This is a genomic window from Persicobacter sp. CCB-QB2, from assembly GCF_001274635.1.
GTDB lineage: Bacteria > Bacteroidota > Bacteroidia > Cytophagales > Cyclobacteriaceae > Persicobacter > Persicobacter diffluens.
In genome coordinates this window covers 3,408,518-3,421,718 of record NZ_LBGV01000001.1, presented here as the reverse complement: position 1 = coordinate 3,421,718, position 13,201 = coordinate 3,408,518, and the positions used below count along the sequence as shown (strand labels likewise).

General features: G+C 44.4%; 7 protein-coding genes and 1 pseudogene. 3 read left to right on the top strand and 5 right to left on the bottom strand.

Features of this window, described 5'->3' with window-relative positions; genetic code table 11:
- Positions 1-402 precede the first annotated feature (402 nt).
- Positions 403-2,076: an alpha-glucan family phosphorylase gene (gene glgP, locus NG22_RS15070; protein ID WP_053406486.1), complete on the top strand. Its 1,674-nt coding sequence runs from the start codon at positions 403-405 to the stop codon at positions 2,074-2,076.
- Between the two features lie 73 nt (positions 2,077-2,149).
- Positions 2,150-4,006 (top strand): TraB/GumN family protein, encoded by a 1,857-nt coding sequence (locus tag NG22_RS15065; RefSeq protein ID WP_053406485.1) that lies wholly within the window; start codon positions 2,150-2,152, stop codon positions 4,004-4,006.
- A gap of 79 nt (positions 4,007-4,085) precedes the next feature.
- Here the strand turns inward: NG22_RS15065 and mazG are convergent.
- From mazG to dapF, 5 genes and pseudogenes are all read right to left on the bottom strand, one after another.
- Positions 4,086-4,900: pseudogene (mazG, locus tag NG22_RS15060) on the bottom strand (nucleoside triphosphate pyrophosphohydrolase).
- A 72-nt stretch (positions 4,901-4,972) separates the two neighbouring features.
- A complete protein-coding gene (locus NG22_RS15055; protein WP_053406484.1) occupies positions 4,973-6,160 on the bottom strand; it encodes a M20 family metallopeptidase in 1,188 nt (395 codons plus the stop codon).
- 6 nt (positions 6,161-6,166) lie between these two features.
- Entirely contained in the window at positions 6,167-6,703 is a 537-nt protein-coding gene (locus NG22_RS15050) for an SPOR domain-containing protein (protein WP_053406483.1), read from the bottom strand.
- Positions 6,704-7,742: 1,039 nt separating this feature from the next.
- Positions 7,743-11,102: a preprotein translocase subunit SecA gene (gene secA, locus NG22_RS15035; RefSeq protein WP_053406480.1), complete on the bottom strand. Its 3,360-nt coding sequence runs from the start codon at positions 11,100-11,102 to the stop codon at positions 7,743-7,745.
- A gap of 158 nt (positions 11,103-11,260) precedes the next feature.
- On the bottom strand, positions 11,261-12,037 hold the full coding sequence (gene dapF, locus NG22_RS15030) for a diaminopimelate epimerase (protein WP_053406479.1): 777 nt from the start codon (positions 12,035-12,037) through the stop codon (positions 11,261-11,263).
- A 475-nt stretch (positions 12,038-12,512) separates the two neighbouring features.
- Between dapF and NG22_RS15020 the strand changes: the two genes are divergently transcribed.
- Complete coding sequence (locus NG22_RS15020) at positions 12,513-13,199, top strand: DNA alkylation repair protein (protein WP_072159339.1); 687 nt, start codon at positions 12,513-12,515, stop codon at positions 13,197-13,199.
- Positions 13,200-13,201 lie beyond the last annotated feature (2 nt).

Sequence of the window (13,201 nt, the reverse complement as noted above, 5' to 3'; positions counted from 1 at the left end):
TTAGACCGTTTCAGAGGCAAAAAAAAGAGTGTCATGAAAAAAATTGCCGATGCGAAGAGTAAATTTCAACATGGATATTCCAATTATTACATCTTCAGGCACTTAAATTTTTCCAGCATTTTTTAACTCAAAAATCTATATTTCGTTTTTTATGCTCTAGACAGTATTTTTAATGACTCAAATCATTTTTCAAATCTTTGTTAATCATTAAATAAGCAGGATAAAACTAAAAAAGTGTGCCTTAAATCGGCCATAGAAAACGTTTGCTAAAGCAAAAAATCAAAAAGAATTTCAAACAAACTATTACATATTACAAAAATCCATTAATTGCATAATCTAACTGGATTTTTTCGTGTATAAACAATCACACAATCTTGGTTTAATACTAATTTTTGAATAATAATGAGCTTACCTAAGAAATTCCAACACCCTTATAAATTCGATCCTAAATACAGTAAAAAAACCGCTTATTTCTGTATGGAATTTGCGATCGATCAGTCTTTCAAAATCTATTCCGGAGGATTAGGCTTTTTAGCCGGTTCGCATATGCGTAGTGCTTATGACCTGAAGCAAAATATGGTCGGGATTGGCTTGCTATGGAAATATGGCTACTATGATCAGATTCGTGCCAAGGATCAGTCCATGGACGTTTTATTTCAGGAGAAAATCTACTCTTTTCTGGAAGATACCGGCATCAAATTCTCTATTAACCTGAACAATCACCCGGTATGGGTAAAAGCCTATTATCTGGATCCTGAGCAGTTCGGTACCGTTCCGATGTTCTTCTTATCTACAGACTTACCGGAGAACGATTATCTGGCACAAACGACAACTCACCGCCTTTACGAATCCAACACAGAGGGTAAAGTAGCACAGTCTATTCTTTTAGGCCTTGGCGGTGCGAAACTTTTGGATGAACTGAACTGGGAGCCGGAAATTTATCACCTGAATGAAGCGCATGCCCTTTCCGCTGCTTTCCATTTATATAAGAAATTTGATTCTGTTGAGGAGGTAAAGAAGCGTATGGTATTTACCACTCACACTCCTGAGGAAGCAGGTAACGAAAAACATAATATTCACCTGCTAAACAAATTGGGCTTCTTTAATGGGGTACCATTAGAGACTGTGCGTGAGCTTACGGGCATCAAGGATGATATTTTCAACCACTCTTTAGTCGCTTTGAGACTTTCACACTTTGCCAATGGGGTTTCTAAACTACATGGAGAAGTTTCTAGAGAAATGTGGAAAGGTCATGAAGGCATTTGCCCGATTACCCATGTGACCAATGCGCAGAATGCCCGCTACTGGCAGGACCCACAGTTGAAAGAAGCTTTGGCAAAGGACGATGATGCCTCTCTGATAGAGCGTAAGAAAAAACTGAAAAAGAACTTGTTCCAGATCGTGGCGGACCAAACCGGTAACTGGTTTGATCCCAATGTTTTCACCATTGTTTGGGCGCGTCGCTATGCAGAATACAAGCGTCCTGACCTGATCACCCGTGATATGGAGCGTTTCCATAAATTATTGACCAACACAAAATATCCGATCCAGATTATCTGGGCGGGTAAGCCATACCCAATGGATTACGGTGCGGTGGGTACTTTTAACTCACTGGTGCACATGACCAAGCAATATAAAAATGCAGCGGTTTTGGTAGGCTATGAATTACAGCTTTCCCGCATGTTGAAATACGGTTCCGATATGTGGCTGAACAACCCACGTGTGACCCGTGAAGCTTCCGGTACTTCCGGTATGACTGCTGCGATGAACGCCGGTATCAACTTCTCGACTTATGACGGTTGGATTTGTGAGTTTACCCGCCATGGCTCCAATGGATTCATCATCCCGGCTACGGATCACCGCAAGCCTCACCATATGCAGGATCAGGAAGATATGGAAGCGATGTACTACTTGTTGGAGCATGAGGTATTGCCAACTTATTACGACAAGCCGGAGGAGTGGACAAAAATTGTAAAAACCTCCATGAAGGATGTAACGCCCTATTTTGATGCGGACCGCATGGCGCATGAATATTATGAGCACGTTTACAATAACCCGGAACAAGAGAAATTTTAAGGAAAATTCACCTCCTACGGAATCCCGCCAATGGCGGGATTTTTTTTATCTTAAGGGCATATTTAATGAAACTATGAGAAAACACTTTTTATTATTTTTTATCCTGCTGATCAGTCAAACCCTTACGCTGGCTCAATCTCTTTTATGGGAAGTGAGCGGCAATGGTCAGCAAGAGCCCTCCTACCTTTATGGGACCATTCATCTTCAGGAAGAAAAATTATTTGTTTACAGTGAACAGGTAAAGGATTATATCAATAAATGCGAACAAGCTGCTTTTGAGCTTGACATGCAGGGAGACCAACTGATCAAAGCAGCGCAAATGATGATGTATCCCGGTAATGAAAAAATCACGGATCATATCAGCACAGCGGACTTTCAAAAGATTCTGAAAGTATTTGAAAAAAGCCAGTTTAATTCAGAGATCCTGAAGAAATTCAAACCTATGGGCATCTACTCCCTGATGGTTAGCCTGAATCGTGCTCAGGATATGGAAGAATCCATGGACCTCTATTTTCAGAATTATGCGATCAGTCAGAATAAGCCTCTCTTTGCCATTGAAACCATTGAAGAGCAAATGGCTGCTTTTGATGATTTTGACACTGAAATGCTGATGGAGGCTGTGGCAGAATTTGGTCAGCGTGATAAAGAACTTAAAAAGCTCAGCAAATATTATCTTAAGGGCAACATTAAAGAATTAGCGAAAATAGAAACCAAAAACGAAAGTGAAGAGGAACTTTCGGACAAGCTGTTCACCAAAAGAAATGTCACTATCGCCAACCGGCTTGACGAACAATTTCGTCAGCAATCCACCATGGCTCTCTTTGGCGCAGGCCATTTAGGGGGGGATGACGGCGTCATTGCTTTATTAAAACAGAAGGGCTGGAAAGTTAGTCCTGTAAAAATGCAGGTGAATCAGCAAAAACCGAAAAGTAGTGGCACCGTTTGGAAAGATTATAGCCAGGATACTGCTCATTATGCGGTTCTTTTTCCACAAAAACCACAGGTCGTGACTCAGACCGTGCAATCAGAAATTGGTCCTTTGGAGGTTATCAGCATGGTGGTTTCTAAAAGAGGAAAAATGGTGAGTAATTACAACCTGACGATGACGACCTATCCGGAAGGGACTGTGCACTCCAATATGACCAGCCGCCTGGATCAAATTTTTGATGGCGGGATCGGAGCGATGCTCAACCAGTTGCCCAATGCGCAAATACTTGAAAAGTCCTCTATTGAAAAAGCCGGATTTCCGGGAAGAGACGTTAAAATAAAAGCAGGGGAGGAGACCATTATTCTGAACTATTATCTGGTCAACAACAAAATGTATTTGGTGATGGCCTCCACCTTTAGTGTGGAAAAAGGAACGCAGGATCTTTCAGAATTTTTTGGAGGATTTGAGATCAAAGATCAAAAAGATACCAGTCGGGCAGAAATTGCCTTCATCGATATTGAAACTTATTCTGATAATGAGGACTGGTTTTCCATAGAAGATGAAGATATCGGATATGCCATACAATTTCCCACCACTCCGGTAACGACGCATGAAGAGGTGGATTTACAAGGAAAGAAAACCGTGGTTTTCTCCAGAATTTCCTTTGATACCGACTCCACGGTCATGTTTAATATGACCGATTTCCCCTATGAATGGGAGGCGGAAAATTATGAAGAGCTGTCCCTGATTCTGGAAGCAGAGTTAAAAAGTATGCTGGACACCGATTATCAGGACATCAGCGATTTTCAGTACCTGAACTTTGCGGACTATTTCTACGGAGCTGAAACCACTGCCAAAGTGAATGGAAATGACGTCAAAATCAGGTTATGGATTTCCAATAACCATATGTTTGTTCTTCAATACTTGAATGCAGATTTAAGTGAAGACGGAATTAATTATGCCGAATATTTCCTGACGACTTTCAGGCCGCATCCCTTGTAATAATATTCTTTTGCCCTAAAATAAGCCTGCCATCCTTCGCTGATCGCAGGCTTTTTTGTAAATGTTCATGGCCGGAAGGCTATTTTCCTTTAGCCTCGTTCCAATAATGGTCCATCTCCTCCAGGCTCATGTCTGAAAGATTTTTTCCGGCCTTTTTCGCTTCCGCCTCCAGATACTGAAAGCGGTAAATGAATTTTTTATTGGTGCGTTCCAGCGCTTCCTCCGGATTAATATCCAGAAAACGGGAATAATTGATCAGGCTAAATAACAGATCACCGAATTCAGCCTGCGCTTTTTCCTTATCAATGGGCTCGCCATTATCAATATTGAATTCCGCCTTGAACTCGGCCATCTCTTCCTCCACTTTTTCCCAGACCTGCGCTTTGTGTTCCCAGTCAAAGCCAACCCTCGGGCTTTTTCCTGTATGCGCATCGCCTTAACCAAAGCAGGCAGGGAAGTGGGTACGCCTCCCAAAACCGAGACATTTCCCTTTTCTTTCAGTTTGATTTTCTCCCAATTCTGCTTGACGGCTTCTTCATCATTGGCTTCCACATCACTGTATATATGCGGATGACGGTGAATCAGCTTATCACAAATGCCATTCAGCACCGAGGCCACATCAAAGCTCTTGCGCTCTTCCCCGATTTTGGCATAAAACACCATATGAAGAATGATATCGCCCAGTTCCTTGCGGACTTCCTCTTCATCTCCCTCCAAAATGGCATCTGAAAGTTCATAAACCTCCTCTATCGTCAGGTGACGAAGGCTTTCCAGCGTCTGCTTTTTATCCCACGGACAGTTCAACCGCAACTCATCCATGATGGTCAACAATCGATCAAAAGCTTCCAGCTTGGCTTTTCGGTTAGTATCAATGGGCGGAGTGATCATCGGCATAAGGCTTCTTTTATATTTTTCAACAATCGCAAAGATCAAAAAAGCCTCAACATATGCGAGGCTTTCAATATTTTAATTTTCGGTCAGTTCCTGAATGGCCAGATAAGCCATAAATCCTGCGCCGATTTCCAGGGCATCCTCATCTATATCAAAGGTGGGCGTATGCACTGCGGAGACAATCCCCTTGGATTCATTTCGTGTTCCGAGGCGGTAGAAACAAGCTTTCATTTCCTGGGTGTAGTAGGAGAAATCTTCGGCTCCCAGCCAGATGTCCAGGTCCACAATATTTTCCTCTCCCAGATAATCCACCGCTCTTGCGCGGTTTTTATGGGTCAGCTGTTCATCATTTTCCAGATAAGGGTACCCCTTGCGAATTTCAAATTCCACGGTTCCCCCCATGCCTTCCACAATGCCCGTGGCCATTTTCACCATGCGTTCGTGGGCTTCTGCTCTCCACTCTTCATTCATGGTGCGGAAAGTCCCCTGAATCTTCACCTCATCAGGAATCACATTGGTCGCCCCATGTCCATGAATATCACCGAAAGTCAACACACATGGAATTTTTGGTGGTGCACCACGGCTGACAATCTGCTGCAGGGAAACGATCATATTGGCCGAAATCACAATCGGGTCGATCGTCAATTCCGGCAAAGCTCCATGACCGCCTTTTCCTTTTACGGTGATATGTAATTCATCACAAGAGGCCATATACATGCCCGCACGGAATCCCACTTTCCCCACCGGAATCAAGGGCATCACATGTTGACCGATGATCGCTTCCGGATTCGGGTTTTGCAGAGCACCATCCTTAATCATTAAAGAAGCACCGCCTGGCAACTGCTCCTCTCCAGGTTGGAAGATCAGCTTTACCGTACCTTCAAACTCTTCCTTCAACTCATTCAGAATTTTGGCGGCACCCAATAAAGAAGCCGTGTGTACATCATGCCCGCAAGCATGCATCACGCCTTCATTTTGAGATTTGTAGTCCACCTCATTCTGCTCGATAATCGGCAGGGCATCCATATCAGCCCGTAAGGCAATGACTTTCTTCTCCGGATTTTTTCCTTTGATCAAAGCTACCAAACCAGTCTCCGCTTTGGATTCCTGAAGGTCAATGCCCATCTCCTGTAACTTTTCAGATACAAACTTCACCGTATTGTACTCCTGAAAAGAAAGCTCCGGATTTTGGTGTAAATGTCGGCGGTTGGTAATCACTTCCGACTTTATATTTTTGGCTAACGCCTGAATTTTCGCTTTCATATTCCCTTAATAATCCGCTCCCTCCGTCTTTTTTTCACCCAACTGGACTTTATAAGGCACCACGATCGCTCTTCTGAAGGATCTTCTCAGCTTTTCATAAGTCAAATAGGCATCTACCCGATTATAAAAATCACCAACACGCACACGGTAGGTAGGCTGCTTGTAAGTAACCTTTGGATTTCCGCTGGGAAAATCTTCATAAACCCGCTCCTTAATTTCATTGGCCTCTTCCCGACTGGTACCGGAATACACCTGAATGGTGTATTTAGTCGCATTGCTGCCGGCATTGGCCTCTGCAAAATGCGCTAATTGATTCTCCACACCGGTGGTGATATCATTGGTTACAGGAAATGTGGTAGAAGTAGTCGTTTGCTTTCTGACTTCTTCTTTCTCTCTGTTGGCTTTTTGTTCTGCCTTCAGCTGCACATAGTCAGGACGATAAACCGACAGGTCTTCCTGATAATTGCTGCTGCTTGGGGTGGTCTTGGGCGAACAAGCCGCTATCAAAAGCAAAAAGCCGAATAGGGTATATATATTTCTCATCTAAAAATATTTTGCAAAACTAGATTGACGCAATAAAGGCACAAGTTACAAAAAAAAGCGCATACCATCAGGGCATCGCTTGGGCTTCCATATTTTACAACTATAATCTGAAAAGCTGTTGGTCCGCAGACTTCAAAATGCTTTCAATACCACAATGATTAAGTGGTAAAAAGAAAGACGTCAAATGCTCTAGTCCTGTTTTTAAACGAAATCTCCTTCAAAAAAGCTCGTTGGGACACTCAAGCCTTATATTTACTCAGTCTGTTTTCATTTTTTCTTGATAAAAAACGAAACAAAAAAATCAAGGCGGTGATCAATTTTGGCGGCCCATTGATCCTGCTACCGGAACCCATCAAGGCGTTATTTGACGATTGTAGCGATTGGTGGAAAATAACGTGGAAATAACGCTGTGATGACTTCTGATCGGCAGCAGCACCCATGGCTTTTCGCCAATTGATCAAAGCCGCACTGTTGGTGTGGAAAGTTTGGAATAAAAGGGGTAATACCATAAAAGATAGTGGCTCAACAAATATTCAAACACCCCAATATCTGAAAAGCTGTAGGTCCGCAGACTTCAAAATGCTTTAATTACCAAAATGATTAGGCGGTGAAAAGAAAGACGTCAAATGTTCTAGTCCTGTTTTTAAACGAAATCTCCTTCAAAAAAGCTCGCTGGGACACTCAAGCCTTATATTTACTCAGTCTGTTTTCATTTTTTCTTAATAAAAAACGAAACAAAAAAATCAAGGCTGTGATCAATTTTGGCGACCAATTGATCCTGCTACCGGAACCCATCAAGGCGTTATTTGACGATTGTAGCGATTGGTGGAAAATAGCGTGGAAGTAACGCGGTGATGACTTCTGATCGGCAGCAGCACCCATGGATTTTCGCCAATTGATCAAGGCCGCACTGTTGGTGTGGGAGATTTCGTGTTATAAATATATATTCCTGGATATTGGAGCAGGGAAAATCAACATAAAAAAAAGAGGCCTCCATATCAGAGCCCTCCTTTAAAAATGCATTTATATTTTCAATGAATTAGTCAATCAACACACATTTGTTGGCCGCTAAATCATTTTCTACTTTCTTAAATTTCACATTCTCCTTCACGGTGCCATCTGCATAACGAACCGAAACCACATCGTTTCTACCGTGCGTATGCTCTTTGCGAATCGGAGCGGTTTTCTCTACCTGTGGCGCCTGAGTAGGATGTGCCTTTGGCGTATCCTGATTCAGCGTAGAACGACTCTCTTCCTTAGAAGCATTATACTGCTGCTTTGGTCTTTCCTCACGTGCCTCCTGTACTTTCTCCGGCTCAGCGGTCGGGATAGAAGCCTTCATCAAGAAACTGGTCGTCTCCTGGTTCACATCTGCCAGGAAGGCTTTGAACAATTCGAAAGCTTCGAACTTATAGATCATCAATGGATCTTTCTGCTCATAAACCGCATTCTGTACCGACTGCTTCAAGTCATCCATCGCACGTAAATGCTCTTTCCACTTCATATCGATAATGGCCAAAGTCGCCATTTTCTCCATATCCGTGACCAAAGTCTTACCACGATCTTCCAGATTTTTCTGCAAGTTGGTCACAATGCCCAACTGCTTCTTACCATCCGTGAAAGGCACCATGATGTTTTCTACTACTGCACCACGCTCCGCATTCACATGCTCCAAAACCGGCATGGCACGCTCACCGATGATCTCATTTTTCTTTTTGTACTGGCTGTAAGCCTCGTCAAAAAGCTTCTGAGTTAAATCTTCTGCAGAGGTTTTATTGAAATCTTCTTCTGAAAGGTGCAAATCCACACCCAACACGCTTAGTGCTTCCAGTTTATAACCTTCATAGTTAATGGAATCCTTATGCGCTACGGTCAGGTTTTCGGCCACATCGTACAGCTGATTCATCAGGTCAATCGACAAACGCTCTCCGAAAAGTGCATTATGACGACGGCTGTAAATCACCTCACGCTGCTGGTTCATGACATCATCATATTCCAACAGACGCTTACGAATACCGAAGTTATTTTCCTCTACTTTCTTCTGTGCACGCTCAATAGACTTGGTAATCATGGAGTGCTGAATCACTTCTCCTTCTTCCAAGCCCATACGGTCCATTACTTTGGCAATACGCTCAGAACCGAACATACGCATCAAAGAATCTTCCAAAGAAACGAAGAATTGAGAAGAACCCACATCCCCCTGACGACCGGAACGACCACGCAGCTGACGGTCCACACGACGAGATTCATGACGCTCAGTACCGATGATGGCCAAACCACCTGCTTTTCTGGAGTCCGGAGATAGCTTAATATCCGTACCACGCCCCGCCATGTTGGTTGCAATGGTAACCATTCCCGCCTGACCTGCTTGCGCGACTACGTCCGCCTCTTTGGCGTGTTGCTTTGCGTTCAGTACCTGGTGAGGAATCTGGCGCATGCCCAACATACGGGACAATAGCTCCGACATCTCTACAGAAGTAGTACCCACCAAAATCGGACGACCGGCTTCACGAAGCACGACGATCTCATCCGCTACCGCATTGAACTTCTCACGGATGGTTTTATAAACCTTGTCCTCATCATCATTACGCTGAATCGGGCGGTTGGTAGGAATCACCACCACATCCAATTCATAGATGTCCCAAAGCTCTCCTGCTTCCGTCTCGGCAGTACCGGTCATACCACCCAATTTGTGGTACATACGGAAGTAGTTCTGCAAAGTAATGGTCGCATAAGTTTGCGTAGCGTCCTCTACTTTTACATTTTCTTTGGCTTCCAAAGCCTGGTGCAAACCATCCGAATAACGACGACCGTCCATCACACGACCGGTCTGCTCATCGACGATCTTCACCTTACCATCCTGAAGGATATATTCGGTATCTTTTTCGAATAGGGAATAAGCTTTCAACAGCTGGTTCACCGAGTGAATACGTTCCGCTTTCTCTGCATAGTCCTGCAACAACTCCTCTTTCTTCACGATGCGATCATCGTCCGCAAGAGAAGCGTCATTTTCCAGATTCGCTACCTCGGTACCGATATCCGGTAAAATGAAGAAGTTTGGATCTTCACCTTTTCCGGTGATATGGTCAATCCCTTTTTCCGTTAGGTCAACCGAATTTTGTTTTTCATCAATAATGAACAACAATGGCTCATCTGCCTTCGGCATTTCGCGGTTGTTGTCCGCCATATAATAGTTCTCCGTTTTCTGCAGGATCTGGCGAATACCATCCTCAGAAAGGAACTTAATCAATGGCTTATATTTTGGGAAAGAACGAAAAGCACGGAATAGCGCCAATCCTCCTTCGTCTTTATTTCCTTCTTTGATCAGACGCTTAGCATCATTCAAATAAGCTTGCGTCAATTTGCGTTGCTCAGACACCAAAGCCTCAATACGTGGCTTTAAAGTATGGTACTCATGCTGATCTCCCTTAGGTACCGGACCGGAAATGATCAATGGCGTACGGGCGTCATCAATCAATACGGAATCGACCTCATCGACCATCGCATAGTGGTGCTTGCGCTGAACCAACTCATCCGTACCACGCGCCATATTATCACGCAGGTAATCAAAGCCAAATTCGTTGTTAGTACCGTAAGTAATGTCTGCACGGTAAGCATTACGACGCTCCTCAGAGTTGGCCTGCCACTTATCGATACAGTCAATATTCAATCCATGGAACTGGAACAAAGGCGCCATCCATTCGGAGTCACGCTTAGCCAGGTAGTCGTTCACGGTGACTACATGCACCCCACGACGGGAAAGACCATTCAGGAAGGCCGGCAGGGTCGCTACCAAAGTTTTACCCTCACCCGTGGCCATCTCGGCTACTTTACCCTGGTGTAATACAATACCACCGATCAGCTGTACATCGTAATGTACCATTTCCCATGTTAGCAGGTTACCACCAGCGGTCCAGCTGTTGTGCCAGATGGCAGTGTCGCCTTCTACCGTCACACAGTCAGACTTTGCAGAGATGGTTCGATCGTGCACCGTCGCCGATACACGCAATTCTTTATTATCGCGCAGGCGTCGGCCGGTTTCTTTCATAATAGCGAAAGCCTTTGGCAATATCTTGTTCAATACTACCTCTAGTTCCTCATTACGCTTTTCTTCCAGTTTATCTACTTCTGCATAAAGATCTTCTTTCTTAAATACATCCGTCTCAGGCAATTCGGCTTCCGCCTTCAGTTTTTCAATCTCAGCATCCAAATGCTTCAATTCTTCCTGAATTTGGTCCATCAAATCCTGAGAAGCCTTACGAAGATCCTCATCAGTAATAGAGCTCAACTTATCGAACTCCTCATTAATTTGCTTTACGATCGGTAGGATCGTCTTAATATCGCGATCGGATTTAGTACCGAACAGCTTCGCAAAGCCTTTAGTGATTTTATCTAACATGGCAAAAATTATTTGCAAACAGTATCTGCAGGAGTGTCCACCTATAGCACCCGAACCGGACTACTCAGACCTCCCTAGTCAAAGGTAAATGATTTAAAAATATTTTAAGGTAAAATCCCTCATGATTAGCAGGATTTCCACCAGAAAATAATTAAAAATTATAGTTTTATTGTTCCCTCAAAAACCTGCTCGGCTGGTCCTATCAGGAAAATGTTTTCAAATTCATTCGGGCCCACCTGCTCAAAGCTCACTTTCAGGTTACCGCCCATTACTTTGATGTTCACCGGAGAGGGCATGCCTTCAATATGAGAAGCCAGGGCACAAGCGGTCACACCCGTTCCGCAGGAAAGGGTTTCATCCTCCACACCGCGCTCATAGGTTCTGACGAAAATGTCCTGCTCGCCCAAACGCTGTACGAAGTTCACATTGGTGCCTTCGGCCTTAAAGCGTTCATTATAACGAACGGCCTGTCCTTCCTGATAAACCTTCAGGTTTTCCACATCCTCCACAAAGCGCACATAGTGTGGTGATCCGGTATTGATGAAATAATCCCTGCCAATTTGCTCCGCCCCTTTCACATTCGGCATTTTCAGGTGAATCAGCTCCGGCGTGATCTTCGCATGCAAGCCTCCTTCAATCGTAAGGAAGTAAGTTTCCTCCTTCACCAAACCCAAAAATTCCGCAAAGCGCACCCCGCATCGGCTACCATTTCCGCAAAGACTTTTCGTCCCGTCGGAATTGAAATAGACCATTTCGAAGTCATAGCCTTCCTTATGCTGAATCAGAATAAGACCGTCGCCGCCTATGCCAAATCTGCGGTCGCATAGTCGCTGCACCAATGCAATATTTTCAGGATCGAAAACCATCTCGCGGTTGTCGATCATCACAAAGTCATTTCCAGTACCCTGATATTTATAAAATGCTAAGGAATCCATTCCGTATTTTCTTCAATAATAACCTTAAAATCAAGCCATTGACCAGTCCACTCAGACCTCCTCACCTCAACGACGGCTCGAAACTACTCATTTCATGGCAAAGATTATACAAAGCTCTGAAAATATGACAAAAAGACAGCTAATCCTTTTTTTACTTTGGGGCTTCCCTTCGTTGCACTCGGTCGGGCAGTCGCAGCTCGCTCTTTTTGCGCGCCCGCTACGCTTTCCCGCTGCAAAAAGGAGCTCAAACAAACCTGCTCCATCCCTAAGCCATGGCATTTGGGAAAATGAACCAGTCGGGCTAAGGATAGAGGCCTTTGCGAAGCTCCTTTGAGGATGCTCAAGGCGTAGCGCATCCCTCAAAGAGCGACGGCCGAAAGCCTGACCTGAACAGCGTGAAGGAAGCCCCCGAAAAAAGCATTTCCATTTTTATCGGCGATCCCTTAGCTTGCAGAAAACCAAGCCAGTGTTCACCATGAATCCCACCGAATATTTCCACCCCCTCCGACAAGCCTTTGAAGCATTGGCCAATCCGGCTGAGCAAAAAAGCATGAAAGCCTATATGAAGGGCCAATTTGATTATTATGGCATTCGGGCACCGGAAAGGCGGGAGGCCATCAAATATTTTTTGAAGGAAGCCAGGCTCCCTCTGGCGGATCAACTGCCGGATTACCTGCACTATTTATGGGAGCAGCCGGAAAGGGAGTGGCAGTATATGGGCATTGAGCTGATTCAAAAGATGAAGAAAAAGTGGGGGCCGGAATTCATTCTGACACTGGAAGAGCTGGTTTTGCAAAAATCCTGGTGGGACACCATTGATTTTCTGGCTACCCATGGAGTGGGGGCGCATTTCCAGCGATTTCCCGAACAAATGAAGGATTATGTGGAGAAATGGTGCGCGCAGGAAAACATCTGGTTGCGTCGGACGGCTATCCTGTATCAATTAAAGTACAAGCAGGCGACGGATCTGCCCTGGCAGCAGTGGATTATTGAACAAAGCTTAGGGAGCAAGGAGTTCTTCCTCAATAAAGCCATTGGCTGGTCCTTGCGGGAAATCTCCAAAACCAATGCCGCCTGGGTGGAGCAATTTGTGGAAGATCATCCGGAATTGGCCCAATTGTCCAAAACGGAGGCCTTAAAATGGATTAAGAAAAATGCTTAATT